The sequence below is a fragment of the Labrys neptuniae genome, assembly GCF_040797145.1.
GTDB classification, from domain to species: domain Bacteria; phylum Pseudomonadota; class Alphaproteobacteria; order Rhizobiales; family Labraceae; genus Labrys; species Labrys neptuniae.
The window spans coordinates 187,303-212,831 of record NZ_JBFNQD010000009.1 but is presented as its reverse complement, the minus strand read 5'-3'; the positions used below and the strand labels follow the sequence as shown (position 1 = coordinate 212,831).

Annotated in this window: 27 protein-coding genes; 13 read left to right on the top strand and 14 right to left on the bottom strand. The window is 65.8% G+C overall.

Going from position 1 to position 25,529, the window contains the following annotated elements:
• Positions 1-116 precede the first annotated feature (116 nt).
• On the top strand, positions 117-932 hold the full coding sequence (gene dapB / locus ABXS05_RS23765) for a 4-hydroxy-tetrahydrodipicolinate reductase (protein WP_367625592.1): 816 nt from the start codon (positions 117-119) through the stop codon (positions 930-932).
• Between the two features lie 89 nt (positions 933-1,021).
• On the opposite strand, the gene ptsN is transcribed toward dapB, so the two are convergent.
• From ptsN to ABXS05_RS23730, 7 genes are all read right to left on the bottom strand, one after another.
• Complete coding sequence (ptsN, locus tag ABXS05_RS23760; protein ID WP_311943858.1) at positions 1,022-1,486, bottom strand: PTS IIA-like nitrogen regulatory protein PtsN; 465 nt, start codon at positions 1,484-1,486, stop codon at positions 1,022-1,024.
• Between the two features lie 116 nt (positions 1,487-1,602).
• Positions 1,603-2,184 carry a ribosome hibernation-promoting factor, HPF/YfiA family gene (gene hpf / locus ABXS05_RS23755; protein WP_068290666.1) on the bottom strand — a complete coding sequence of 194 codons (582 nt, stop codon included), beginning with the start codon at positions 2,182-2,184 and terminating at the stop codon, positions 1,603-1,605.
• Positions 2,185-2,491: 307 nt separating this feature from the next.
• Positions 2,492-3,433, bottom strand: a complete 942-nt coding sequence (locus tag ABXS05_RS23750) for a 2-hydroxyacid dehydrogenase (protein ID WP_311943856.1) — start codon at positions 3,431-3,433, stop codon at positions 2,492-2,494.
• Between the two features lie 399 nt (positions 3,434-3,832).
• On the bottom strand, positions 3,833-4,456 hold the full coding sequence (locus ABXS05_RS23745; RefSeq protein WP_415087300.1) for a methylated-DNA--[protein]-cysteine S-methyltransferase: 624 nt from the start codon (positions 4,454-4,456) through the stop codon (positions 3,833-3,835).
• A gap of 75 nt (positions 4,457-4,531) precedes the next feature.
• A complete protein-coding gene (locus tag ABXS05_RS23740; RefSeq protein ID WP_311943855.1) occupies positions 4,532-4,909 on the bottom strand; it encodes a glyoxalase superfamily protein in 378 nt (125 codons plus the stop codon).
• 147 nt (positions 4,910-5,056) lie between these two features.
• Positions 5,057-5,554, bottom strand: a complete 498-nt coding sequence (locus ABXS05_RS23735; RefSeq protein WP_311943854.1) for a GNAT family N-acetyltransferase — start codon at positions 5,552-5,554, stop codon at positions 5,057-5,059.
• Positions 5,555-6,475, bottom strand: coding sequence for a LysR substrate-binding domain-containing protein (locus tag ABXS05_RS23730; protein WP_367625591.1), 921 nt, complete (start codon positions 6,473-6,475; stop codon positions 5,555-5,557).
• Between the two features lie 144 nt (positions 6,476-6,619).
• Here ABXS05_RS23730 and ilvD point away from each other — a divergent pair, with 144 nt between their 5' ends.
• From ilvD to ABXS05_RS23715, 3 genes are all read left to right on the top strand, one after another.
• Positions 6,620-8,293, top strand: a complete 1,674-nt coding sequence (gene ilvD, locus ABXS05_RS23725) for a dihydroxy-acid dehydratase (protein ID WP_367625590.1) — start codon at positions 6,620-6,622, stop codon at positions 8,291-8,293.
• Positions 8,294-8,462: 169 nt separating this feature from the next.
• Positions 8,463-9,077 carry a TetR/AcrR family transcriptional regulator gene (locus tag ABXS05_RS23720; protein WP_367625588.1) on the top strand — a complete coding sequence of 205 codons (615 nt, stop codon included), beginning with the start codon at positions 8,463-8,465 and terminating at the stop codon, positions 9,075-9,077.
• Positions 9,078-9,127: 50 nt separating this feature from the next.
• Complete coding sequence (locus ABXS05_RS23715) at positions 9,128-10,006, top strand: NAD(P)-dependent oxidoreductase (protein ID WP_367625587.1); 879 nt, start codon at positions 9,128-9,130, stop codon at positions 10,004-10,006.
• A gap of 15 nt (positions 10,007-10,021) precedes the next feature.
• Here the strand turns inward: ABXS05_RS23715 and ABXS05_RS23710 are convergent, their stop codons facing one another.
• Complete coding sequence (locus ABXS05_RS23710) at positions 10,022-10,795, bottom strand: mechanosensitive ion channel family protein (RefSeq protein WP_311943846.1); 774 nt, start codon at positions 10,793-10,795, stop codon at positions 10,022-10,024.
• A 636-nt stretch (positions 10,796-11,431) separates the two neighbouring features.
• Here ABXS05_RS23710 and ABXS05_RS23705 point away from each other — a divergent pair.
• Positions 11,432-11,770: a hypothetical protein gene (locus ABXS05_RS23705; protein ID WP_367625586.1), complete on the top strand. Its 339-nt coding sequence runs from the start codon at positions 11,432-11,434 to the stop codon at positions 11,768-11,770.
• Positions 11,771-11,775: 5 nt separating this feature from the next.
• Here the strand turns inward: ABXS05_RS23705 and ABXS05_RS23700 are convergent, their stop codons facing one another.
• Positions 11,776-12,663 (bottom strand): LysR family transcriptional regulator, encoded by an 888-nt coding sequence (locus ABXS05_RS23700; protein WP_367625585.1) that lies wholly within the window; start codon positions 12,661-12,663, stop codon positions 11,776-11,778.
• A 92-nt stretch (positions 12,664-12,755) separates the two neighbouring features.
• Here ABXS05_RS23700 and tmpA point away from each other — a divergent pair, with 92 nt between their 5' ends.
• Together tmpA and tmpB are read left to right on the top strand one after the other, a co-directional pair.
• Positions 12,756-13,913: a 2-trimethylaminoethylphosphonate dioxygenase gene (gene tmpA / locus ABXS05_RS23695; RefSeq protein ID WP_367625584.1), complete on the top strand. Its 1,158-nt coding sequence runs from the start codon at positions 12,756-12,758 to the stop codon at positions 13,911-13,913.
• A complete protein-coding gene (gene tmpB / locus ABXS05_RS23690) occupies positions 13,910-14,524 on the top strand; it encodes a (R)-1-hydroxy-2-trimethylaminoethylphosphonate oxygenase (protein WP_367625583.1) in 615 nt (204 codons plus the stop codon). Before tmpA ends, tmpB begins: the two co-directional genes overlap by 4 nt.
• Here the strand turns inward: tmpB and ABXS05_RS23685 are convergent.
• Together ABXS05_RS23685 and ABXS05_RS23680 are read right to left on the bottom strand one after the other, a co-directional pair.
• The gene (locus tag ABXS05_RS23685) at positions 14,497-15,267 is read right to left on the bottom strand and encodes an N-formylglutamate amidohydrolase (RefSeq protein ID WP_367625582.1); all 771 of its coding nucleotides are present in this window, start codon (positions 15,265-15,267) and stop codon (positions 14,497-14,499) included. The genes tmpB and ABXS05_RS23685 overlap by 28 nt on opposite strands.
• Entirely contained in the window at positions 15,268-16,164 is an 897-nt protein-coding gene (locus ABXS05_RS23680; protein ID WP_311943835.1) for a MurR/RpiR family transcriptional regulator, read from the bottom strand. It lies immediately after the preceding gene.
• Between the two features lie 316 nt (positions 16,165-16,480).
• On the opposite strand from ABXS05_RS23680, the gene ABXS05_RS23675 reads away from it, so the two are divergent.
• The 3 genes from ABXS05_RS23675 to ABXS05_RS23665 all read left to right on the top strand — a co-directional run bounded on the left by ABXS05_RS23675 (position 16,481) and on the right by ABXS05_RS23665 (position 19,970).
• Positions 16,481-17,926, top strand: coding sequence for an APC family permease (locus tag ABXS05_RS23675; protein ID WP_367625581.1), 1,446 nt, complete (start codon positions 16,481-16,483; stop codon positions 17,924-17,926).
• Between the two features lie 74 nt (positions 17,927-18,000).
• Positions 18,001-18,639, top strand: a complete 639-nt coding sequence (locus ABXS05_RS23670) for a cysteine hydrolase family protein (protein ID WP_068290711.1) — start codon at positions 18,001-18,003, stop codon at positions 18,637-18,639.
• Positions 18,636-19,970, top strand: coding sequence for a type I glutamate--ammonia ligase (locus ABXS05_RS23665; protein ID WP_367625580.1), 1,335 nt, complete (start codon positions 18,636-18,638; stop codon positions 19,968-19,970). Before ABXS05_RS23670 ends, ABXS05_RS23665 begins: the two co-directional genes overlap by 4 nt.
• A 244-nt stretch (positions 19,971-20,214) precedes the next feature.
• On the opposite strand, the gene ABXS05_RS23660 is transcribed toward ABXS05_RS23665, so the two are convergent.
• On the bottom strand, positions 20,215-20,568 hold the full coding sequence (locus ABXS05_RS23660) for a VOC family protein (RefSeq protein WP_367625579.1): 354 nt from the start codon (positions 20,566-20,568) through the stop codon (positions 20,215-20,217).
• A 116-nt stretch (positions 20,569-20,684) separates the two neighbouring features.
• Here ABXS05_RS23660 and ABXS05_RS23655 point away from each other — a divergent pair, with 116 nt between their 5' ends.
• From ABXS05_RS23655 to ABXS05_RS23645, 3 genes are read left to right on the top strand one after another with little or no spacing between them, the layout of a single operon-like run.
• Entirely contained in the window at positions 20,685-21,896 is a 1,212-nt protein-coding gene (locus ABXS05_RS23655) for a Tm-1-like ATP-binding domain-containing protein (RefSeq protein ID WP_367625578.1), read from the top strand.
• 1 nt (position 21,897) lies between these two features.
• Positions 21,898-22,734 carry a phosphoenolpyruvate hydrolase family protein gene (locus tag ABXS05_RS23650; protein WP_367625577.1) on the top strand — a complete coding sequence of 279 codons (837 nt, stop codon included), beginning with the start codon at positions 21,898-21,900 and terminating at the stop codon, positions 22,732-22,734.
• 9 nt (positions 22,735-22,743) lie between these two features.
• The gene (locus tag ABXS05_RS23645) at positions 22,744-23,181 is read left to right on the top strand and encodes an SRPBCC family protein (protein ID WP_311943822.1); all 438 of its coding nucleotides are present in this window, start codon (positions 22,744-22,746) and stop codon (positions 23,179-23,181) included.
• A 17-nt stretch (positions 23,182-23,198) separates the two neighbouring features.
• Here ABXS05_RS23645 and ABXS05_RS23640 read toward each other — a convergent pair whose 3' ends face one another.
• Complete coding sequence (locus ABXS05_RS23640; protein ID WP_367625576.1) at positions 23,199-25,034, bottom strand: ABC transporter ATP-binding protein; 1,836 nt, start codon at positions 25,032-25,034, stop codon at positions 23,199-23,201.
• A 229-nt stretch (positions 25,035-25,263) separates the two neighbouring features.
• On the bottom strand, positions 25,264-25,488 hold the full coding sequence (locus ABXS05_RS23635) for a DUF4287 domain-containing protein (protein ID WP_311943820.1): 225 nt from the start codon (positions 25,486-25,488) through the stop codon (positions 25,264-25,266).
• Positions 25,489-25,529: the final 41 nt, after the last annotated feature.

The following is a 25,529-nucleotide window of genomic DNA, read 5'->3' as shown; positions in this document are numbered from 1 at the left end:
ATCCTTACCATCTCCCCCGTAAGAACGGGGCGAAGGGGTGGCTGGCGTCGCGCCCTTCACTTTTCCCAGCGCCTATGGATGGAACGTCCGCGCGCCCGGCAAGCAAGGAGTTCACCATGGCCGATATGCGGCTCGTCGTAGCAGGCGCCTCCGGGCGCATGGGGCAGACCCTGATCCGCATGATCGCGGAGACGCCGGGCGTCGTGCTCGCCGGCGCCATCGAGCGAACGGGATCACCCGCCATCGGCCAGGATGCGGGCCGGCTTGCCGGGCTCGACGCCAACGGCGTCGTCGTTACCGACGATCCGCTCAGCCTGCTGACCTCGGCCGAGGGCATCATCGACTTCACGGCCCCGGCCGCCACCGTCGAGCTGGCCGCTCTCGCGGCGCAGATGCGTATCGTGCATGTGATCGGCACCACCGGCCTGTCCAAGGAGGACTTTGCCCGTCTCAAGGCAGCGGCACGTCACGCGGTGATCGTGCAGTCCGGCAATATGAGCCTGGGCGTCAACCTGCTCGCCGCCGTGGTCAAGCGCGTCGCCAAGAGTCTGGATGCCGATTTCGACATCGAAGTCCTGGAAATGCACCACAACCGCAAGGTCGACGCCCCCTCGGGCACGGCCCTGATGCTGGGCCAGGCCGCCGCCGAAGGGCGCGGCATCGATCTCGACGCCAATGCCGACCGGGTGCGCGACGGCCATCCGGGCGCCCGCGAAAAGGGTCATATCGGCTTTGCGACACTGCGCGGCGGCACCGTGGTGGGCGAGCACAGCGTGATCTTCGCCGGCGAGAACGAACGGCTCGAATTCTCGCACAAGGCCGAAAGCCGCACCATGTTCGCCAGGGGCGCCCTCAAGGCCGTACTCTGGGGCTTCGGCCGCAAGCCGGGTTATTATTCGATGGCGGACGTGCTCGGGCTTGGAGACTTCTGAACGGGCGGAGCGCGGGCATCCTGCCCGCTCTTGCTCCCCTGCATGCATCTGCATTCAAAGAGCGGGCTGGAAGCCCGCGCTCCGATCAATCAAGCCGCGTGCGATGCCGGCTCCTCGCACAGGATCGAATAGAGGCCCGCTGCGTCGCTGGTGGCCCTCAGCTTCTGTACGATGCCGGGATCGCGCAGCATGCGGGCAATGCGCGACAAGGCGCGCAGATGATCGGCACCGGCGCTTTCGGGCGCCAGCAGCAGGAAGATGATGTCGACCGGCTGGCCATCCAGGGCCTCGAAGTCGATCGGGCGCTCCAGGCGGGCGAACAGGCCGAAGATCCGGTTGAACTTGGCCAGCTTGCCATGCGGAATGGCAATGCCGCTGCCGACGCCGGTCGATCCCAGGCGCTCTCTCTGGAGCAGCGTATCGAAGATTTCTCGCTCGCCCAGGCCGGTCAGTGCAGCAGCACGGTCGGCGATTTCCTGCAGAGCCTGCTTTTTCGAGTTTACTCTCAGCGCCGGAAGCACAGCATCCTGCGGCAGCAGATCACTCAAAGGCATCGCATTCCTCGTGGGGGTTCGAGCCGGGAGCCCATGCGAAAGGGCCGGCTCAATAGCTTGGCGCCCGCCCCTTCAGAACTATTCTTCGGAGGCGGGCGCTTGATCGGGTGGGCCTGTCAGGTCGACTCTGCCGTTGTCTGCGGCAGGTCGATCCAGCCAATATGGCCGTCGGGGCGGCGGTAAACCACGTTCACGCGGCCATGTCCAGCGTGACGGAAGACGAGGGCCGCGGCGCCGGTCAAATCGAGGTCGACAACGGCCTCGCTCACCGACAGGCGCTTCATCTTGGTGGTGTTCTCGGCCACGATCACCGGAGTGAACTCCTCGGCGGCGCTTTCCTCATCGCTCGGCGCGGTAATGACGTAGTCGGTGGACTCGGCCGCGGTCGCGTTGTCCGGACCGGCATGATAATCCTTGATGCGATGCTTGTAGCGTTTGAGCCGCTTGGTCAGGCGTTCCGTCGCCAGATCGACGCTGGCATGCGGGTCATGCGCGATCGATTCGGTCTGAAGGGTGAGCCCGGTGGGAAGGTGAATGCGGCAATCAGTCCGAAAACCTGTGCCCTCCTTCTTTACGGTGACTTGGCCGGTGTAGGATTGGTCAAAATACTTCGACAGGCTATCGGCGACCCGCGCTTGAACGTGGGTCCGCAAGGCTTCGCCAATGTCGAGATTTTGTCCTGAGACACGCAGCGTCATGCTTCGCTCCGCTTCTTGAGACGGCAGGCCAAGGGGCCTGCATCCGGGTGGTGACCCTTAGCGTGTGTCGTCAGTCATGGCTTGCGTCGATGAGGCCAAATCGCCTCCGCCAAACCCAAGCCATGACTGGCGACACACCCTGCGATCACCCCCTCATTAGGTAAGACCGTATGGCGGCGGCGTCAACGTTACATTATTTTCACGCCGCCATCCGAAGGCCGAAGGAGCGATCCGCGCGAAACGTCCTCAGGCTTCAATTTCCCAAACAAAATCAAAATACTATGGGAAACAGCAGGTCATTTTCGCATCAATAGTGGCGGGCGGCGTCCACAGGCGCATCGAAGGGCAGCCCGCGCTCATGGCGCTCGATCTGGCGCAGCACGAAACGCCCCACCGCGTCTTCGTCCGAGATCGCCGAGTTGTGGGGCGTAATCGTCACGCGCGGGTGCTCCCAGAGCGGGTTATCCACCGGAAGCGGTTCCGTCTCGAACACGTCCAGCGTCGCGGCCCGCAGCACGCCTTCGTCGAGCGCCGAGATGATGTCGGCCTCCACCTGCAGGCCGCCGCGGCCGGCATTCATCAGGATGGGGGCGCCGAGCACGCCGTCATGGGCAAGCTTCTCGAACAGGGCCCGGTTGAGGATGCCCCTGGTCTCCGGCGTCAGCGGCAGGAGGCTGACCAGGAGATCCGTGCGGCCAAGGAAGGCATCGAGCTCGTCGCCGGCATAGGTCTTCACGCCCTCGATCTGCTTGGGCGTCCGGCTCCAGCCGGCGACATCGAAGCCCATGGTCTTGAGTTTGCCGATGGCATCGACGCCGAGCACACCCAGCCCCATCACTCCCACCCGCAACTCATGGGCCGCCGGCGAGGGCATCACCTCGCGCCAGAGCTTCTGGCGCTGCAGCAGATAGTAGTCGGCCTGGTTGCGCAGATGGATGAGGGCATGCATCACCACCCATTCGCTCATGCGGGTGGTGAGGTTGTCGTCCACCACGCGGCCGAGCGGCAGGTTGGGCAAGGTCGGATCGGACAGGACATGGTCGACGCCGGCGCCGAGCGAGATGATGCCCTTCAGGTTGGGCAGGCTCGCCAGCAGGCCCGGCGGCTGCTTCCAGACGGCCGCATAGGTGATGTCGGCGGGATTGCCGACATCGGGCCAGGCCCTAATGTCGCGGTCCGGCGCCAGGCGGCGCAGCCGTTCGAGCCAGGGCTCGACCTCCCACTGGGTGATGCACAGAAGTAAGGCCATGGGAGAAGTCTCCTGAAGCAAAGCGCGCCTTTGCGATTCCTGCCTTTTCCACCAAATCCCGCTCTGGAGGAAAGGGCCCGCCCCTCTTACAGAGCAAGCGAGGCCCTGCAAAGCCACTTCCCTGGGGCGGACTTGCTCGTCCATTGCTTTGTGGAGAAAGCGAAAGACGCGACGCCAGCCGCCTCCTTCGCCCCGTTCTTACGGGGAGAAGGTGAGGATGAGGGGCGGCGCGACATCATGGAATTGAGCGCTTTGCGTAACCCCTCACCTCTATCCTCTCCCCGTAAGAACGGGGCGAGGGGGCACACACGTCGAGTGTCACCGGCATCCGATCATCTCGCCCAATCCTTCGTCCCAACACCGATGGACGTTCAACCCGCGCTCCCAGCCCTTTCGCAATCAAGCCCAGCGCTTTTCGTGATCGATCAGCCAGCGTTTGCGCCAGATGCCGCCGCCATAGCCGGTGAGCGCTCCGTCGGAGCCGACCAGGCGGTGGCAGGGCACGACGATGGCGAACGGATTGGCGCCATTGGCCCGGGCCACGGCGCGGAAGGCGGACGGGCGCTCCAGGCTTCCGGCCAAGGTGGCATAGGACAGGCAGATGCCGGCCGGAATCCGCCTCAATCCCTGCCAGACCTGCCTGGTGAACTCCGAGCCATGCATGGCGAGCGGCGTGGTGAAGACTGGCGAGCGGCCGGCAAAATAAGCGGCCAGCTCGGCCTCGATGCCGTCGATCGCCGCCGATCGCCCGAAGGCGATGGCCGAGCGTGCCGCCTTGCGCAGGCGCGCCAACTCGCCCGGCAGGGCCTTGCGATCGAAGAACTCGACGAGATGCAAAGCGTGGCGATCGCCGACTGCAAGCATGGCGCCGATGGGCGTGTCGATCCAATCAGCCTTGAGGAGGTCGCGCCCCTTGAGTTGGGGCGGGGTTTCCTCCACCGCGCGAATCAGCGCCTCGCGCACCTCCTGTTCGCGCCTCGAGCCCGCCTCGGCCCAGTCCTCGTCCTCGCTCCACGCATGCATGCCAGCTCGTCCTGCCTCGAAAGGCGCGAGAGTGCGTTGCCGGCCGCGGGCCGGCAACCCGATTCCTGCGACCTGTTACAGGCGCTGCCCGACATCGATGCGGTTGCCGTCGGGATCCTCGAAAACGAAGGCTCGCAGGCCGTAATCCTTGTTCTGCAGGCGTTTGATGATCCGCCGCCCATTGGCCTCGCACAGGGCATGGAGCGCATCGGCATCATCGACCATCAGATGCGCCACGTTGAAGGGCGGCGCCTTGTGGCCCGGCTGCAGCGTCAGATGCAGTTCCGCATCGTCGCGCTTGAGTATCATGAAGCCGACGGGATTGCCGTTTTCGAAGGTCTTGGCGAAGCCGAGGACGCCGACGTAGAAATCATGGGCGCGCCGGATGTCCTTGACGGGCAGCATGGCGGCGATCCGCCCGAAGCGGATGCCGTGTGGGGCGATGTCGTTCATCGCTCAACCTCGATCTTTGGAGCGTGCAGCCCCTGTTCGGGCGGTGCCGGAACGGTTCCACGCTTCCATGTTGAAATCGGTGAGGCGGTGCCCACACATCGGTTATAACCAGGAAATTCCCGGCCGGATAGGGTATCGGCGCAGCCCTCAGCGCTTAAGAAAAAGCACCATCAGCGCCTCGTCGAGATAGGTGTTCCCGGCCTTGAGCGCCCGCGGCTCCACGCCATAGACCTCGAAGCCGAGCCGGCGATAGAGCGCCAGAGCGCCATCATTGCCTTGGACGACAGCGAGGAGGAGTTGCTCCACCTCGCCGCGGGCGACCTCGATCACCGCTTCCATCAGCGCGCCGGCGACACCCTGCCCTCGCCAGCGCGGCTCGACATAAACGCCCCAGACGCTGCCCTTGTGCTGGTCCTTGAGGCCGTCATGGCGTCGATAGCCGGCCATGCCAACGATCTGACCGTCCCCATAGGCGCCGAACACCACGGCCTGCGACAGCCGCTCGGCGAAGGCGGCTGCCGGCCTGACGACCTCGGCCGCATAGGTGCTGCCGAACGCCTCCGGCGCCGTGGCGAGCGCGGCGAGGCGAATGGTTCGATAATCGTCGCCATCAGCGGGGCCGAGGCGTCGGATGATGACGGACATTCAGATGACTTCCTTCCCGCTTGCTTGCTTTTCCGCAACGTCCAGGAAACGCCGCAAGGCCGGCGCGCCATCGCCGTGACGCCAGGCCAGCCCGGTCTCGATCACGGGCGCAGCATCGCGCAAGGCCAGATAGCGCACGCCCTGGCGCTGCAGGCGCCGCAACGACTGCGGCACCAGCGCCAGCCCCATGCCGGCCGAGACGAGGCTGATGATCGTCTGCATCTGGATCGCCTCCTGCCTGACCGGCAGCAGCGCGCCATGGGCGGCATAATAGCCGGAGACGAGGTCATGGAAAGCCGGCGCGCTGCGCCGCGGAAACAGGATCAGGGGCGCCGCCATCAGGGCGTCGATCGGCAGTGCCTGTCCCGCGAACCCCACGCGCCTCCGCTCGATCCAGGCCTCGGGCACGGCCGCGACCAGCGGTTCGCGCAGCAGCGGCCGGTAGTCGAGCGCCGCAGGCAGGCTCGTGCGCGAAGAGGCGATCACCATGCCGACATCGATCGTCCCTTCCAGCAGCGCCTCGACCTGGAGGTCGCTGGTCATTTCCATGAGGGCCAGTTGCACGGCCGGGTATCGCTCCCGGAAAGCGCTGACCATGTCAGGCAGCAGGCTGTAGTCGGCGGTCGAGACGAAGGCGAGCCGCAGCAGGCCCGCCTCCCCGCGCGAGAGGCGGCGGGCAATCTCCGGCAAGGCATTGGCGTCCTCCAGCACCCGCCTTGCATGCAGCTGCCATTCGCGCCCGACCGGCGTGAGTGCGACATGGCGCTTGGTGCGGACGAACAGCCTGACGCCGAGTTCGGCCTCCAGCGCCTGGATGGCCTGGCTGAGCGGCGGCTGCGTCATCGCCAGTCGCTCGGCGGCTCGACCGAAATGCAGCTCCTCCGCCACGGTGAGGAAATAGCGCAGCTGCCGCAGATCCATGGTCTTCTTCCACGATGAGGTAGCATCGATCATTAATATATTTTTCGACCTAATATAGCCAGAAACATATATTTTACCAACGATTGGAACAGCTCTAGCATGGGCGGGATTTTGAATGCGGCTTGCCCGCCAATGGAGGATCCCATGCCGATCAACGAACGCTCCCGGCACATCACGGAGGGCGTCGCCCGCTCCCCCAACCGGGCCATGTATTACGCCCTCGGCTACGAGAAGGCCGATTTCGCCAAGCCGATGATCGGCATCGCCAACGGCCATTCCACCATCACGCCCTGCAATGCCGGCCTGCAGCCGCTGGCCGACGCGGCTGCGGCCGCCATCAAGCAAGCCGGCGGCAATCCGCAGCTCTTCGGCACGCCCACCATCTCGGACGGCATGTCGATGGGCACCGAAGGCATGAAATATTCGCTGGTCTCGCGCGAGGTCATCGCCGATTGCGTCGAGACCTCCGTGCAGGGGCAATGGATGGACGGCGTGCTGGTGCTCGGCGGCTGCGACAAGAACATGCCCGGCGGCATGATCGGCATCCTGCGCGCCAATGCCCCGGCGATCTATGTCTATGGCGGCACCATCAAGCCCGGCCGCTGGAAGGGTCAGGACCTGTCCATCGTCTCCGCTTTCGAGGCGGTCGGCTCCTTCATGGCCGGCACGATGAGCCAGGAGGATTTCGACGGCATCGAGCGCAATGCCTGCCCCACCACCGGCTCCTGCGGCGGCATGTACACGGCCAACACCATGAGTTCCTCTTTCGAGGCGCTCGGCATGTCCCTGCTCAATTCGGCCAACATGGCCAATCCCGACCAGGAGATCATCGACAGCGCCGCCGAGGCCGGCCGCGTGCTGGTGGAAGCGGTGAAGAAGGGCATCAAGCCGCGCGACATCGTCACCCGCAAGGCGATCGAGAACGCGGTGGCGCTGATCATGGCGACCGGCGGCTCGACCAATGCCGTGCTGCATTACCTCGCCATCGCCCATGCCGCCGAAGTGGAATGGACGCTCGACGATTTCGAGCGCATGCGCCGCAAGGTGCCGGTGTTCTGCGACCTCAAGCCGTCGGGCAAATACATGGCGGTCGACCTGCACAAGGCCGGCGGCGTGCCGCAGGTGCTCAAGCTCCTGCTCAATGCCGGCCTCCTCCACGGCGATTGCCTCACCATCACGGGGCGTACCCTGGCCGAGGAATTGGCGCAGGTGCCGGACGAGCCGCGCGCCGACCAGGACGTCATCCGCCCGATCGACAAGGCGATCTATCGCGAAGGGCATCTGGCCATCCTCAAGGGCAATCTCGCCGAGGGCGGCGCCGTTGCCAAGATCACTGGCCTGAAGAGCCCCTATATCAGCGGCCCTGCCAGGGTTTTCGACGACGAGAAGTCGGCGATGGACGCGATTCTATCGGACGCGATCAAGCCCGGCGATGTCGTGGTGCTGCGCTATCTCGGCCCCAAGGGCGGGCCGGGCATGCCGGAAATGCTGGCGCCGACCTCGGCCATCATCGGCCGCGGCCTCGGCGACAGCGTCGGCCTGATCACCGACGGGCGCTTCTCGGGCGGCACCTGGGGCATGGTGGTCGGCCATGTCACGCCGGAGGCCTATGAGGGCGGCACCATCGCCCTGGTCCAGGAAGGCGACACCATCACCATCGATGCCCGCCGCCAGAGCTTGCAGCTGGAAGTCGACGAGGCCGAGCTCGCCAAGCGCCGCGCCGCCTGGCGCCAGCCCGCCCCGCGCTATACCCGCGGCGTGCTCGCCAAGTTCGCGGCGCTGGCCCGCCCGGCCAGTGAAGGGGCCGTCACGGGCTGAAGCGGCAAGAGGCGGACGAGACGTCCGCGGTCTCAGCCGTGGCCGTTCACGTGCGAGCCTTGTCGGTGTCGCGCCGGAAACGATATGGCTGGGACCGCGGACATCCTGTCCGCCTCTTCACTTCATTGGGGCGCTTGATTAGGAAACGATCATTTCCTAATCTCGCTGCATGTCCATTTCCCTCACCGATTCCCCGCGCCAGGCTGGCCGCCCCCGGGAGTTCGATCTCGACGCCGCGCTCGACAAGGCCATCCTCGCCTTTCGCGAGCGCGGCTATCATGCCGCCTCGATCGCCGATCTCGCCAAGGCGATGGATCTGACCGCAGGCAGCCTCTACAAGGCCTTCAAGGACAAGCGCGCCATCTTCGTGGCAGCGCTTGAGCGCTATACCTCGCTGCGCAATACCGGCCTGCGCGGCCGCATCCAAGGCCTGGCCACCGGCCGCGAAAGGCTGCGCGCCGTGCTCGATTTCTATGTCGATTCCGCCCATGATCTCGAAGGCCGCCGCGGTTGCCTGGTCGTCGGCAGCGCCGTCGAATTGGTGACCTTCGACGAGGACCTCTCCGAACTGGTCTCGCTGGCCCTGCGCCGCAACGAGGCGCTGTTGATCGGGTTGATCCGGCAGGGGCAGGCAGATGGCTCCGTCAATCCGCATCTCGGGGCCCATCAGGCGGCGCGCACCCTCCTGTGCGTCCTGCTCGGCATGCGCGTGATCGGCAAGACCGGCCGCCGGCATGACGACATGGCCGATATCACGGATCTCGCGCTGAAAGTGCTCGACTGATTTTTTTGGCCAATTCGGAAACGATCATTTCCAAATAAGGAGTCTCCATCATGCAAGTCGGTTTTCTCGGTCTGGGCACCATGGGTTTTCCCATGGCCGCCAATCTGGTCAAGGCAGGCCACCGCGTGCGGGTCTGGAATCGCTCGCAGGAGCCGGTTGCCCGCCTCGCGGCACTGGGAGCCGAGCCGGCCGCCGCGCCGGCCGATGCGGCCGATGGCGCCGAGGTGCTGATCGCCATGCTGGCCGATGACGCGGCGAGCCGGGACGTCCTGCTTGCCCAGGGCGCGCTGGACGCCCTCGGCAAGGGGGCTGTCGTCGTGAATATGGCGACCGTCTCGGTCGCCTTCACCCGCGACATCGCCGCCGAGCATGCGGCCCGCAGCCTCTCCTATGTCGCCGCCCCGGTGCTCGGGCGCGTGAATGTGGCGGAGGCCGGCCAGCTCAACATCCTGGCGGCCGGCGATGTCGCCCAACTCGACCGCGTGCAGCCGCTGTTCGACGTGCTGGGCCAGAAGACCTGGCGCTTCGGCGACCGGCCCGAGCAGGCGGCTGCCGTGAAGCTCGCCGCCAATTTCATGATCGCCAGCGCCATCGAGACCATGGCCGAGGCGTCGACGCTGGCAGCGGGCCACGGCGTCGCCAAAACCGCCTTCCTGGAGATGCTGACCTCCACCATCTTCGCCGCACCGCCCTATAAGGGCTATGGCGCCGCCATTGCGGAGGAGCGCTTCGAGCCCGCCGGCTTCAAGCTCTCGCTCGGCCTGAAGGATGTGCGCCTCGCTCTCGAGGCGGCCGATGCCGTCAACGTGCCCCTGCCCTTCGCCGGCGTGCTGCGCGACAACCATCTCGACGCCCTCGCCCATGGCGAAGGCCATCTCGACTGGGCTGCGCTCTCGCGCGTCGCCGAACGGCGCGCTGCGCAGAAGTGATCGCGGAGCGAGCGATCAGGCCGCGGATGCGGCGGCCTCCAGGGCCGTCGAGGCCCGCTGCAGGATCTCGGCCTTGAGGTCATTGGCATCGCCGGCCTTGGCCCAGGCCTGGACGGCGATGTCGACGCCCTTTTCGGTGAAGCCGGACAACACGATCGAGGCTGCCGGCAGCGGCAGCACCCGGCCGTCGCGGCTGAGGAAATCGCGGATCGCTCCCGACACCGCCTCGGCATTGCCGCCATAGGGCACGGGCACCTTCACATTGACGCTGCGGGTGGGATAGGCCGAGACATTGGTGATCGGAGAGCCCCAGACCTGCCCGTTCGGAATCAGAACCTGCACATTGTCGCCGCTGGCGAGTTCGGTCATGAACAGGTTGAGGTTCTTGACCGTGCCGGCCTTACCGGCCACCTCGATGCTGTCGCCGAGCTGGAAAGGCCGGAACAGCAGCAGCATCACGCCGGCCGCCATGTTGGAAAGCGTGCCCTGCAAAGCCAGGCCGATGGCCAGCGAAGCGGCACCCAGCACGGCGACGAGGCTGGTGGCCTGGATGCCGATCACCTGCAGGATCAGGATGAAGATCAGCACCAGCACGCCGTAGCGCACCAGGCTCGACAGGAAGGCGGTGACGATCGGATCCATGCGCGATGTCGCGGTGAGGGCCCTGGTCGTCAGACGCTCCAGCATACCGGCGGCCCACCAGCCGACCAGCATGATCACGAGGGCCCCCAGGCAGTTGATGCCATAGAGGATGAACAGGTTTCCAAGTCCATTGAGATCGATCGGCAACGGAAGCCTCCTGGGTGGGCAGCGGGCGGCCCTCCCGATAGCATGCCCGCACCGTCCGCCTAAAGCCCCCCGGAGCGTTTTGCGATTTGATGGAATCATCAACAGCCGCAAAGACGCGTCGAACCAGAGAGTTAGAGCAAGCGAGCGCCCGCACTTGAACGCGTTTTGCTCCGGGGTTCATCGCGTTCGGCAGGCCTCACCAAAACACATCGAAACAAAGCATTGGAACAGATCCATGCTCAGTAGAGAAAGCGTTCGCGCCAGCGCGATGATCGTCTTTTCATGGTCGTTACTGTCGCAACCATCCGGCCTGCGAGCTCCGGCGCCGGGGCCGTGATTCGGGCCGGCGGGCCCTGCCGCGCCGCCTGGGCACAACTCCAGGTCGCGGATCTCCTCGCAACTTAATACCGTTGACTATCATGGCGCCGCAAAGCGCCACACCACTATAACCAACAAGTATTAAGCGAACGGTTTAATTCTCTAATCCGTCTGGGCAACTTTCAGAGGTAGGAAATTACGGGGTATGCTGCCCGACAGATAAGTTCGAATCGTCTCTCAAATCTACGGGGGAATACTATGCATTTCCTGTTTCTTCCCCGAGTTACGAGAACACATTACCCGTTCCTCGAAGAATTATTGTCTCTGCATATACCTTATGCGGATTGGCTGCGTCTGGTGGCCGATTGGCGCGAGGCGGGCAAGGCGCAAGGTTTCACGGTCCGCTACATGACGGTCAATCCCTATGAATTGCGCCGCTGGCTGCCGGCAGGTCCAGGCCCTGCCAGCCTCGCCCAGCTCCTGCAATTCACCGACTGGGTCGGCAATGGCCGGTCGGGCGACCCGTTCGCCTCCACGAAAGTGCCCGGCAATCTGGATACGAAGCCTCCCGGCGGCACGTCTCGCTCTGGCGGGCCGACCGGACCGTCCTGGGAAGCTCGCGAAGACAACAGGGGCCTGCGGACCGCCCTTTCCTGACGCGCTCAGGCCCGGGGCCTTGCCTCGTGCAGGATCCAGTCCAGTACGGCCTGCTCATGCGGTGCGAGCGCCCGCCCGGCCGGGCTGGTGACGAAATGGCCGCGCTCGCCGGCAAGCTCGATGTCCGACAGCGACCGGAGCAGGCCTTCCGCCAGGGTCGCATCCGCCAGGGGCCGCGAGGCCAGTACCACCCCCGCTCCGGCCTTGGCTGCTTCCAGCGCCACCACGAAACTGTCGAAGACCAAGGCTGGCCGGCCCGGCGCCCCGATGCCGGCCCGGGCGAACCAGTCCGGCCACATCTCCCGGCCGCCGGCGACCGAGAGCAGGGGCAGGCGTGTCCAGTGCCGGAGATCCGGCAGACCTCCCAGCAGTGCAGGCGCCGCCGCCGGCACCAGACGTTCCCAGGTCAGGCGATGGCTGTCGCGCCCCTCGAAGGCACCGATGCCGAAGCGGATGTCGAAGCCATCGCGATCATCGGCATAATCGGCAGGGACATGCACCGTCGATAGCGCCAGGCGGATCTGCGGAAAGGCGGCGGCAAAGGCCGGGACACGCGGCGCCAGCCAGAGCAGGGCAAAGGAGATCGGGCAACGCAGGTCGACCGTCTGGCCGCCGCGCCGACCGAACAATTCTGTGGTGCTGCGTGCAAGCGCCCTGAACACCCCCTGGATATGGGGCAGATAGGCGCCGGCCTCCGCCGTCAATTCCACGCCCCGCCGCTGGCGCGTGAACAGCGCGGCGCCGAGTTCGGCCTCCAGGTTGCGGATATGCTGGCTGACCGCGGCCTGGGTCAGGCCGAGCTCCTCGCCGGCCGCCGTGAAATTGAGGTGGCGGGCACAGGCTTCGAAGGTGCGCAGCCAGGCGAGCGGCGGAAGGTGGGATGATTCTGCCATAATGGAAATGATGTCATCTGCACATTTTTCATTATTTGTACGATGGCAGATGCTCTCGCACAATGGTCGCGATCCAGATGGGAGGCCATGCGATGACGGCGGAAACAATTGAAATCCTGGACAAAGGGCGTGCCCTGCGTGTGTGCTGGAGCGATGGCGAAAGCGCTCGCTTCCACGCGATCTGGCTGCGCGACAATGCCCTCGATCCCCGCACCCGCAGCAGCGCCAACGGCCAGCGCCTGATCACGGTGCTCGACATTCCGGCCGATACCGTGATCGCCTCGGCCGAACTCACCGTCGGGGGCGATATCGCCATCACCTTCGCCCCCGAGCAGCACCAGGCCGTGTTTCCGGCCTTCTGGCTGCGCGAGCACGGCTACGACAAGCCGGCTCCCGCCGGGAATGGCTGGCTCGGCCCTGAGATCGAGCCCTGGGACGCCGGCCTGCAGGGCCAGGTTCCCACCGCCTCTTATGACCGTCTGCGCCAGGACCGGGCCGCGCTCGGCGCCTGGCTCGGCGCGGTGCAGCGTTTCGGCTTTGCCGTGGTGACTGATATGCCGACCCATTCGGGCGGATTGTGCGAGGTCGCCGACCTGTTCGGCTATGTGCGCGAGACCAATTATGGCCGCTGGTTCGAGGTACGGGCCGAGGTCAACCCGACCAACCTCGCTTACACCAATCTCGGCCTGCAGGCCCATACCGACAATCCCTATCGCGACCCGGTGCCGACGCTGCAATTGCTGGCCTGCCTGGAAAACTCCGTCGAGGGCGGCGATTCCATCGTGGTCGACGGCTTCGCCGTGGCCAGGCGCCTGCAGGCCGAGGATCCCAAGGCTTTCGACTTGCTGAGCCGCCATGCCGTGCGCTTCGAATATGCCGGCTCCTCGGGCGTGTGCCTGCGCTCCAAGCGTCCCTTCATCGAACTCGGCCCCGATGGCGAGATGATCGCCATCCGCTTCAACAACCGCTCGGCCGCCGCCTTCACCGACATACCCTATGAGGAAATGGCCGCCTTCTATGCCGCCTATCGGCTCTTTGCCGAGATCCTGGAAGATCCCGCCATGGAAGTGAGCTTCAAGCTCAGGCCGGGCGAACTCTTCATCGTCGACAACACCCGCGTCATGCATGCCCGCAAGGCTTTCTCGGGCAGCGGCAAGCGCTGGCTCCAGGGTTGCTATGCCGACAAGGACGGCCTGCTCTCCACCCTCGCGGCCATCCGGGCCGAAACCCGCCGGGAGGCCGCCGAATGACCACGCCAACTCTCGACGCCGCCACCATCGTGCCCTTCCTCGCCGACATCTTCGAGCGGCGGGGCGCCGAGGAATATCTCGGCGAGCCCGTGACCATGGCCGAGCACATGCTGCAGGGCGCCTGGTTCGCCGAGCAGGAAGGCGCCAGCGACGAACTGGTCGCCGCCGCTTTGCTGCACGATGTCGGCCATTTCACCAGCGAGTTCGGCGCCTATTCGCCCGACGACACCGAGGACAAGCATCATGACGATGCCGGCGCCGAGGTGCTGGCGCCCTTCTTCCCCAAGGTCGTCACCGAATGCGTGCGGCTGCATGTGGCGGCCAAGCGCTATCTGTGCGCCACCGATCCGAGCTACGACGCCAAACTCTCCCCCGCCTCGCGCCATACGTTACAGCTGCAGGGCGGCCCGATGAACGCGACCGAGATTGCGCAATTCCGCTCCAGTCCCTTCTACAAGGAGGCCGTGCGGGTCCGGCTCTGGGACGAGGCCGGCAAGGTCGCCGGCCTGCAGACCCGCGACTTCCGGGACTATGCTCCGCTGCTGCAGCGCGTGGTCGACCGCTTCCTGGCGAATGGCACCCCTCAGGCCGACAGCGCCCCCGCCAGATAGCCGGCCCAGCGCTCCGCCCCATCGGGCGTGGCGATCAGGTCGTTGCGTATTTCGATCAGGATGGCCGGATGGCCGCGCTGGTCGCCATGCACCGGGATGGCATAGTCGTTGCCGTCGATGACATAGGGCACATTGGCCTCGACCAGCAGCCCGGGTGCCGCGCTACGCAGCGCCTCGATCACCTTTTGGCCCATCGAGGCCGCCTGCGCGAACAGCACCCCGGCATGCCAGGGGCGCTGTTTCCCATGGAAGATCGGGGTATAGGAGTGGATCGCCACGATCACGCTCCCCTCCCCGCGCGCCTGCCGGGCATCGAGAAAGTGCGCCACGCCCCGATGGAAGGGTTGGAACATCACGGCTTCGCGCCGTTCCCGCTCGGCGGGAGCAAGGTCGTGATTGCCGGGAATCGGTGTCGCCTCCGACACCAACGGGATGCTGCTCGGTGCGCCGAGCGGCCGGTTCAAATCGATCAGCAGGCGCGAATAGCCGGCCAGGAAAGCGGGCGCGTCGAGCAGGCGCGCCAGATAGCGCGTGACCTCTGCCGCGCCGACATCCCAGGCGATATGCCGGCCCAGATCCACCGGCCCCAGGCCCAGCCCGCCATACTCGGCCGGCATATGGTTGGAGGCATGCTCGCAGATCAGCACGATCGGCGAATGCCCTGCTTGGTTGACGATCTCGAGCGCGGGCGGCCAATCGGCATGGTCGAGGGCGGGCTCGTGCTGCATCCGGGAATTCGGCATTCAATGGTCCTGGACATCATTGGGGATAGGTTGTTGCGCGCCCTTTTCGCTGACCGTGACGCCAACGCTGCTGCGAATGTCCTCAAGCGCCTGGATGCGCCGCTTGACGGCGTCGCCGCTGCGCATGACGGCGTGCAGGGACAGGGCCTCCAACTGGGCGAGGGCCGGCACCAGCGTGTCATAAGGCGAATTCACCTCGCTCGGCGCGATGAAGACAACCTCGGCCTTTTCAGCCACCGGCGACAGCCATTGATCGGTGAACAGGATCAGCCTGACACCGCGCTCGGCCGCCTGGGTGGCAAAGCGGACGATGTCGGTCTGGTAGCGGCGGTAGTCGAAGACGATCAGCACGTCGCGACTGCCGAGTTCCAGCAGGAGGTCGAAGCTTTCGGCCGAAAAGCGCGCGAGGTCCGTCACCTGCCCCCGGAACTGGCCGAGATAGCCCGCGAGGATGCCGGCCAGATGCCGGCTGAAACGGCCGCCGAGCAGCAGCACCCGCCCCTTCGCCGCCATGATGAGATCCACGGCCTGGTCGTAGTTCTGCGCCGGCACCGCCGTTTCGGTCTCGGCAACGCGATGGGCGACCGACTGAAGATAGGTCTGTACCGTGGCCGGGCCGTCGCCGGCCGTCCGCTTGGTTTCGAACATCAGCAAGGGCGATTGCAGCCTCGCCTCGATTTCGGTGATCAGCATGGCCTGCAAATCGGCGAAGCTCTCGAAGCCCAGCTTGGCGGATAGCCGCGCCACGGTCGGATCGCTGACGCCGGCCCGCTTGGCGAGGTTGGAGGCCGTCCCCAGGCCTGAGGTCGGATAGTCGGCCAGCAGGGCCTGCACGATCTTGCCCTCGGCCGGCGTGAGGTTGAGTCCGCTCTGCGTCAGCAGGTCTTTCAGAGGCATGATCGGCGGCCCTCGTTATGTTAGAGTTTTGACATAAATATCGATTGCCCGTCAAATATGAAAAAATATTGACAGGCATGGCCTGCGATGCTTTCTTCGCTTTCAGCAAGCAGCTCGTGCGAAAAAGCAAGCGATACGCGGGGATCCCGGTCCCCGGCCTGCCGTTTCCGCGTTCCACGAATTCTGTCCGCACAATGCGCGTGGCTTCGGCAGTCATGCCGCGCGCAAACAATGACGGCTGTCGTCCATCCGAAAACATCATGGCCTCGTCGCACGCCATGCCGGCGCGCCGCGTGTCCTGAAACTGTGGGGTAGCATGAGCGGGAATGACGGGAAGACATCACGCAAGCTGAAATTGTGGGAGGCCCTGGCGCTCTCCCTGGGATTGATGGGACCGACCCTGGCGATGGGCGGCAACGGCCAGGGGCTGATCGATTCCGTCGGCAAGGCCATCCCCCTCGTCTTCGTCTTCGGCCTGGTCGGCGTGGCGCTGATCGCCTATGGCTTCATCCGGCTGACCCGCTACTACAACCATGCCGGCAGTGCCTATGCCCTGGTCGGCGCGACCGTCGGGCCCCGCGCCGGCTTCTTTTCCGGTTTTGCCCTGCTCGGCACCTATGTCTTCTTCTCGATCTGCACGCTGGCGGCACTGGGCGCCTTCGCGAACGCCTTGCTGGCCGCCCTGCAGCACGGCGCGAACAAGCCCTACCAGCTGCCCTGGATCGTGCCGGCCCTCGCTGGAGCCCTGCTTTCCGTCTATTTCAGCACGCGCGACACCCGCACCATCTCCAAGGTCCTGCTGCTGGTCGAGGGCATCGGCATCGTCTTCATGATCATCCTCACCGCGACGATCTTCGCCAAGGGCGGCGCGCCGACGACCCATGTCGACTTCTCCAGCTTCAGCCTGGATGGCGTCGGCTTCCAGGCTGTCGCTGCCGCCGTGGTGGCCGCCTTCCTGTCCTGGGCCGGCTTCGAGGGCTGTGCGACGCTGGGCGAGGAGACCGACGATCCCAAGCGCAACATCCCCCTCGCCTTGCTCGGTTCGGTCGTGCTGACGGGCGCCCTCTTCGTCATCGTGATGTTCGCCCAGACCATCGGCTTCGGCACGGATGCGGCGGGCCTTGCGGCCTTCAAGGGCTCCGGCAACACGCTCGGCGCCCTGGCCGAGACCTATCTCGGCCGGCCGGTGGCGTTGATCCTGATCTTCTCGGCCGTCCTAGCCGCCTTCGGCTCGCATCTTTCCTCCGTCGCCACCGCCAGCCGCCTGTTGTTCGCCCTGTCCCGGGACGGCTTCGGCCCCCGGATCCTCGGCGCGCTCGACAGCCGGCACGGCCAGCCGCGCAATGCCGTGTGGGTGGTGCTGGCGGTGACGGCCATCGTCGATCTCATCGCCTATCTCACCGGCCGCCCGAATATCGGCACGGGGGACCTCGCCATCGACGCCTATTTCCACTTCGCCATCATCGGCTCGGTCTGCCTGATGGTGGTCTATCTGATGGTCGAGGTCGGCGTTACCAGGCTGATCCTCAGCGGCCAGGTCGCCATTCCCAAATGGGAACTCGTCATTCCCGTCCTGGGCATGGCCGTGATCGTAACCGCGCTCTATTTCAACCTCGTCGGCCCGTTCGATCCCTTCGCGGCACCGGTGCTGGCGCTGGGCTGGTGCGTCCTCGGATTGCTGGTCACGCTGTGCGCGCCGAGCATGGTGCGCAGCATCGGCAACCGCCTCGCCGGCGAGCTGGGCGCGCCCAGCAAGAGCTGACGCCAATCCAGTTGGGGCGCATCCGCGCGCTCCGGCTCCCGTTACAAAGACAGGCCGATTGAGAGGAGCCACCCATGCCGACGTCCGCCAGCCGGGATTCCGCCTTCCTTCCGGGCAGGACCTCGATCCTGTTCGTCGATGTGCAGAAGATCTGGACCATCCCGGGCCGAGACCCAGCCCATCCCGACGCCGATCCGGACAGCTATTTCTACAAGCGCAACCGCGAGCTCGTCGTGCCCAACCAGCAGCGCCTGCTCGCCGCCGCCCGCGCCGGCGGCGCCAACGTGCTGCACACCATCATCCGCAGCCTGACCAAGGATGGCCGCGACCGCTCGCTCGACCACAAGCTGACGCCGATCCACATCGCGGTCGACGATCCCAATGGCGACGTCATCGACGAATTGCAGCCGATCGACAACGAGATCGTGCTGCCCAAATCCTCCTCGGGCGTCTTCAACTCCACCAATATCGACTATGTGCTGAGGAACTTGGATACGCATAATCTGGTGATCGCCGGCCAGCTCACCGACCAGTGCGTCGACATGGCGGTGCGCGACGGCGCCGACCGGGGCTATCTCGTCACACTGGTTCAGGATGCCTGCAGCACCTATTCGGAAGAGAGGCATCGGGCTGCCCTCTCGGCCATGGGCGGCTATTGCTGGGTCAGCGATACCGACGAGGTGGTCCGGCGCCTGAACGGATTGTCGGCATGAGCCAGGACCAGAACCTATCCGGCGACGAACTCGTCGCCCTCCTCACCACCGACATGATCGGCCTGACGCGCGGGCGCTGGATTCCGGCGGCGGCGGGAGAAGCGGCCATGCGCAAGGGCTGCGGCTGGGTGCCGGCGAACCTGGCCCTGACGCCGTTCGACAGCATCCCGGCGGACAATCCCTGGGGATCGGCGGGCGATCTGCGCCTGATGCCAGACGAGGCCAGCCGCTTCCGGGTCTCGGGCCTGCCGGGCAAGACGCCTCTCAATGGCGTCCTGTGCGACATCACCACGCTCGACGGCACGCCCTGGCATGGCTGCGGGCGCTCCTTCCTGAAGGCGGCGCTTGCCGATTTCGAGGCGGAAACCGGCCTCAAGGTTACGGCCGCCTTCGAAATGGAATTCCAGATCGAGGGCGCGGCCTGGGAGCATGCGCCCTCCTTCTCGCTGGCCTCGATGCGCCGGGCCGATCCCTTCGGCCCCCTGCTGATGGCTGCCCTGCGCGAAGCCGATGCGGAGCCCGAAATGGTGCTCGCCGAATACGGCCGGGACCAGTTCGAAATCGTCTGCGGCCCGGCCGACGCCGTTGCCGCTGCTGATCGGGCCGTGGTGATCCGGGAAGTGACGCGCGAGGTCGCCCGCTGCTGCGGCCTGCGCTCGACCTTCGTGCCCAAATCCACGCCGGACGGAGTCGGCAACGGCCTCCACATCCATTTCTCCTTCCGGAGCGCGGACGGGACCCCCGCCAGCTTCGATCCGGCGCGGCCGGGGCGCGTCTCGGAAGCCACCGGCCAGTTCGTCGCGGGACTGGTCCGGCATATGCCCGCTTTGGTGGCGCTGACGGCACCGAGCGTGGTGTCCTATTTCCGCCTGCGTCCCCATCACTGGAGCGCGGCCTACACGGCTTTCGGTGCCCTCAATCGCGAAGCCTCGGTACGCATCTGCCCGACAGCGGAAACGCCCGGCGCCAACATCGCCAAGGCCTTCAATCTCGAATATCGCGCGGCCGACAACACGGCCAGCCCCTATTGGGCTCTCGGCGTGATGATCCGCGCCGGGCTGGCGGGAATCCGGGAAGGACTGGCGCAGCCGCCTTTGATTGCCAACGATCCCGACACGCTGCCGCCCTCCGAACGCGAGCGCCTCGGCCTGCGCCGCCTTCCCGAGAGCTTGCCCGACGCATTGGACGCCTTCACGCACGATTCAATCGTGCAAGACTGGTTTCACCCCGAGATCATCCACGGCTTCCTGGCGATGAAGCGCAGCGAGATCGAGATGACATCGGCCTGGTCGGATGCCGAAATCTGCCGCCGCTACGCCGAGGTCTATTGAGGCCATGACGGCTTTTCATAGGTTGGGAAAGATTGGGCGAGATGATCCGATGCCGAACAAGCTCGACGCAGGTGCCTCCTCGCCCCGTCCTTACGGGGAGAGGATAAAGGTGAGGGGCTAAGCAACGCCCTGTTCTGCAAACAATGTGCTGCCCCTCATCCTCACCTTCTCCCCGTAAGAACGGGGAGAAGGGTTGGCCGGCGTCGCGTTCTCCAATCCATCGCGTCGCAATCCCGTCTCTGCCTCACCCGGCATGCGAGAGGATGTTGAGGAGGCGGCCGAGCGGGTCGCGCAGAAAGAAACGCCGGACGCCCCAGGGCTCGTCGGCCGGGCCGTAGAGGATCACGTGGCCGGCAGCCCGGGCGCGGGCATGGACCGCGTCGACATCATCGACCTCGATCGAAAGATCGGGCACCGGCGTGCCGTTGCCGCCCTCGCTGGCGAGGCTAAGCTGGGGTGTCTGCTGGCCCTGGCCGGCAAAAGTAAGGATCCAGCCATGGTCCATCACCACCTCCAGCCCGAGCAGATCCTGGTAGAAGGCACCGGCCGCCTGCGGGTCGGCGGCAGCAAGATTGGCGACGATACGCAGCACGGCCATGACGTCCTCTCCTCGGCGGCATTACCAAGACAACTTGCCGCAAGGCCCGTCTTAACGCCGCCGCCAGGACTGTGCTAGCGTCCCGCCACAATGATAAGACAATTGGGAGCGCAGGGATGGCCGGGTCGAGCGTCTATGTGGCGGGTACCTTCGATACCAAGGGAACCGAGCTCAATTTCGTGGCGGACCGCATCCGTGCCCATGGCCTCGATGTTATCAGGGTCGACCTTTCCACCGGCGGCACCGCCAGCGAGGTCGAGGTCCCGCCCGCAACCGTCGCGGCCAGCCATCCCGGCGGGGCGGAGGCCGTGTTCACCGGCGACCGCGGTTCGGCCGTCAGCGCCATGGCGCTCGCCTTTGCCCGCTTCATCGCAACCAGGGACGATGTCGCCGGCCTGATCGGCCTCGGCGGCTCGGGCGGCACCGCCCTCGTTGCCCCCGCCATGCGCGAATTGCCGGTCGGCACGCCCAAGCTGATGGTGTCCACCGTCGCTTCGGGCAATGTCGCCGCCTATGTCGGCCCGACCGACATCACCATGATGCATTCGGTGACGGATGTGGCCGGGCTCAACCGCATCTCCCGCGTGGTGATGACCAATGCCGCCAATGCCATGGCCGGCATGGCACGGGGGCGGGCCGAGGCGGCCGCCGAGGTCGACGATAAGCCGGCCGTCGGCCTCACCATGTTCGGGGTGACGACGCCCTGCGTGAACCAGCTGGTGGCCGATCTTGCCGCCGATTATGACTGCCTCGTCTTCCACGCCACCGGCATCGGCGGCCAGTCGATGGAAAAGCTGGTCGATTCGGGCCTGATCGCAGGCGTGCTCGACGTCACCACCACCGAGGTCTGCGACCTGCTGTTCGGCGGCGTGCTGGCGGCGACCGAGGACCGCTTCGGCGCCATCGCCCGCACCAAGGTGCCTTATGTCGGCTCCTGCGGCGCGCTCGACATGGTCAATTTCGGGTCGCTCGACAGCGTGCCGGAGCGCTATCGCGGCCGCAACCTCTATGTCCACAACCCGCAGGTCACGCTGATGCGCACCACGGCGGCGGAGAATGCCGAAATGGGCCGCTGGATCGGCAACAAGCTCAACCAGTGCGAGGGCGAGGTGCGCTTCCTCATTCCCGAGGGCGGGGTTTCGCTCCTCGATGCGCCCGACATGCCCTTCCATGACCCGCAGGCCAATGCAGCCCTGTTCGCGGCGCTGGAAGCGACGATCCAGCAGACACCCCGGCGCCAGCTCATCCGCGTGCCCGCCGGGGTGAACGATCCGGCCTTCGTGCAGGCGCTGCTGGCGAATTTCAAGAGTATCATCGGAGAGCATTGATATGGCTGGAAGCGAGCGCGAGAGGATCCTGGCAAGGTTCCGCGGCATGATCGCGCAGGGACGGCCGATCATCGGCGGCGGCGCCGGCACCGGCCTTTCGGCCAAATGCGAGGAAGCCGGCGGCATCGACCTGATCGTGATCTACAATTCCGGCCGCTACCGCATGGCCGGCCGTGGCTCGCTGGCAGGCCTGCTCGCTTATGGCAATGCCAACGAGATCGTGGTCGACATGGCGCGCGAAGTGCTGCCAGTGGTCAAGCACACGCCCGTGCTTGCCGGCGTCAACGGCACCGACCCCTTCTGCCAGTTCGGCCCCTTCCTCGATGGGCTCAAGGCGATGGGCTTTGCCGGCATCCAGAATTTCCCGACCGTGGGTCTGATCGACGGCAAGTTCAGGGCCAATCTGGAGGAGACCGGCATGGGCTACGGGCTGGAGGTCGATCTCATCCGCCTGGCGCGCGAGAAGGACCTGCTCACCACGCCCTATGTCTTCAACCCGGACGATGCCCGTGCCATGGCGCGGGCCGGGGCCGATATCATCGTCGCCCATATGGGCCTGACCACGGGCGGCTCGATCGGCGCCGACACCGCGCTCACCCTGGAAGGCTGCGTGGCCGAGATCAACGCCATCGCCGCCGCCGCGCGCGAGGTCTCGCCCGAGATCATCGTGCTCTGCCATGGCGGGCCGATCGCCGAACCGGAGGATGCCCGCTTCATCCTGGCGAACTGCCGGGGCTGCCACGGCTTCTACGGTGCCTCCAGCATGGAGCGCCTGCCGGTGGAAAAAGCCCTGGTCGCCCAGACGCAGGCGTTCAAGAACCTCAACATCAGTAAATAGGGGGAGACCATGGCCAAGGCCTATGCGAGCGCGGTGATCGACGCGCCGATCGAAACCGTGTGGAAGACCGTGCGCGACTTCAACGCCCTGCCGGACTGGCATCCCGCCATCGCCTCGAGCGAGATCGAGGATGGCCGCAGCGCCGATGCCGTCGGTTCCATCCGCTCCTTCCATCTCACCGATGGCGCCCATGTGCGCGAGCGCCTGCTGGCGCTCGACGATGCCGGGCACACGCTCAGCTATAATTTCGTCAAGCCGGCCTTCCCGGTGGAGAACTACGTGGCCGTCATCCGCCTGATCCCCATCACCGACGGCAACCGTACCTTCGCCGAATGGAGCGCGACCTTCGACGAAGCGCCCGCCGATGCCGGCAAATATGTCGAGATCGTCTCGACCCATGTGTTTGCTGCCGGCTGGAAGGCGTTGCAGGAGAAATTGAAGGGATGAGGGGAGAATAGCGCCCCCTACTGCCCGACCACGCCCTCCGGCGCGGCCGCCATGGCGAAGGCGGCGGCGAACAGCGCCTTGGTATAGTCCTCGCGCGGGCGCTCGAAGATCTCGCTGGCCGGGCCGTGCTCGACGATCTTGCCGGCCTGCATCACCATCACCTCGTTGGCGAGGGCCCGCACCACCTTCAGATCGTGGCTGATGAAGAGATAGGCCAGTCTGTGACGCTGCTGCAGCTCGCGCAGCAGGTCGACGATCTGGGCCTGCACCGACATGTCGAGCGCCGAGGTCGGCTCGTCCAGCACCAGGAATTTCGGCTGCAGCACCATGGCGCGCGCAATGGCGATGCGCTGGCGCTGCCCGCCCGAGAATTCATGCGGATAGCGATCCATCGCCTTGGCATCAAGGCCGACATCGGCGAGCGCCCGGGCGACGGCCGCCCGCCGCTTGGCCGGGTCCATGCCCCAGCCGAGCCGGCGCAGCCCCTCCTCGACCAATTCGATGGCCGTTTCGCCCAAGCCGAGCTGGCGCAATGCCTCGTCCAGGCTGGCGCGCCGGCCGAGCCTGGTCAGCATCGTCTCGATCCGATCGGCCAGGGCAGGTTCGAGCCCCAGCGCGGCCAGCAGCCGCTCGATGGCGGCGCGCTGCTCGGCGGGATCGAGCCGCCGCCCCAGGACCAGCAGCCCCTCCTCGACGATCTCGGCCACCGACAGGCGCGGCGAGAGCGAGCCATAGGGATCCTGGAAGACGATCTGCATCTCCTTGCGCAGCGGGATCATCGCCCGCCGGTCGAGGCCCTGTATCGGCTTGCCGAGATAGGCGATCGGCCCGGTCGAGGAGATCAGCCGCAACAGGGCGAGGCCAAGCGTGGTCTTGCCCGAGCCGGATTCACCGACGACGCCGAGGGTCTGGCCTTCCTTCACCGCGAGGCTGACGCCATCCACCGCCTTGACGTGACCGACCGTGCTGCGCATCAGCCCGGCCCTGATCGGGAACCAGACCTTGAGATCGTCGGCAGAGACGATGGTGCAGGCCTCGGGATCGAAGGGCGTGGCCTTGCCCTTGGGCTCGGCCGCCAGCAGCCGCCTGGTATAGTCGCTGGTCGGATTGGCGAAGACCTCGCTTGTCGCGCCGGCATCGACGATGCGTCCCTTCAGCATCACGCAGACCCGGTCGGCGAGCTTGCGCACGATCGACAAATCATGGGTGATGAACAGCATGGCCATGCCGGTCCTGGCCTGCATCTCCTTCAGGAGGGCGAGGATCTGGGCCTGGACGGTGACGTCGAGCGCCGTGGTGGGCTCGTCCGCGATCAGCAGGTCGGGATCGTTGGCGAGCGCCATGGCGATCATCACGCGCTGGCGCTGGCCGCCGGAAAGCTGGTGGGGAAAGGCATCGAGGCGCTTTTCCGGCTCGCGGATGCCGACCTGGGTCAGGAGTTCCAGCGACCGCGCGCGCGCCTCCTTCTTCGACAGGCCGCGATGCACGCCGAGGATCTCGCCGACCTGCCGCTCGATGGTGTGGAGCGGGTTGAGCGAGGTCATCGGCTCCTGGAATACCATGGTGATGTCGGCGCCGCGCACGCGTTGCAGCGTCCTTTCCGGGGCGCCAACCAGGTTTTCACCGCGAAACAGCACTTCGCCCGAGGGGTGGGAGGCTGCAGGATAGTTGAGCAGCTGCACGATCGACAGGGCCGTGACCGACTTGCCCGAGCCCGATTCGCCCACCAGCGCCAGGGTCTCGCCCTTGTCGAGACTGAAGGAGACCTTGTCGACCGCCAGTTCCGGCTGTCCCTCCGTCCGGAAAGCCACGGAAAGGTCGCGAACCTGAAGAAGCGGTGCCGAAGAAGCCATCGCCAAGGCCTAGCGCAGAATCAGGGCGGATTGAATCGGATTTTGTGTCCAGGTGCGCGGGCACCCTGCTCGTTCCTGGAAATGCGGCGCGCGCGAGATGGCGAAAGCGGACGGGACGTCCGCGGTCCCAGCCATGGCGATTCCCGCGAAATGCCGGCAAGGTTTGCGCCCGAACCACGCGGCTGGGACCGCGGACGTCCCGTCCGCTCCTCCCCGTCTCCACGAGAAATTAGCCATCCTTGGCGAGGGCGTAGGCCACCAGGGCATTGGCGTGGCCATGGCCGAGCTTGAACTCGTCCTTCAGCCAGTTGACGATTTCCATATGCTTGCTGCCGCGCTTGCCCTCGATCAACGCCAGCCAATGCGCGATCGGCTGGCCGTATGTCTTCTCGATGGAGGGAAAATACGAAGCGGGGCCTTTGACCGGCTGCTTGTCGGGCGTTTCGAGGCTCACTTTGCGTCTCCGAAGAATCGTCCTGGCCCTACTGGTGTCGT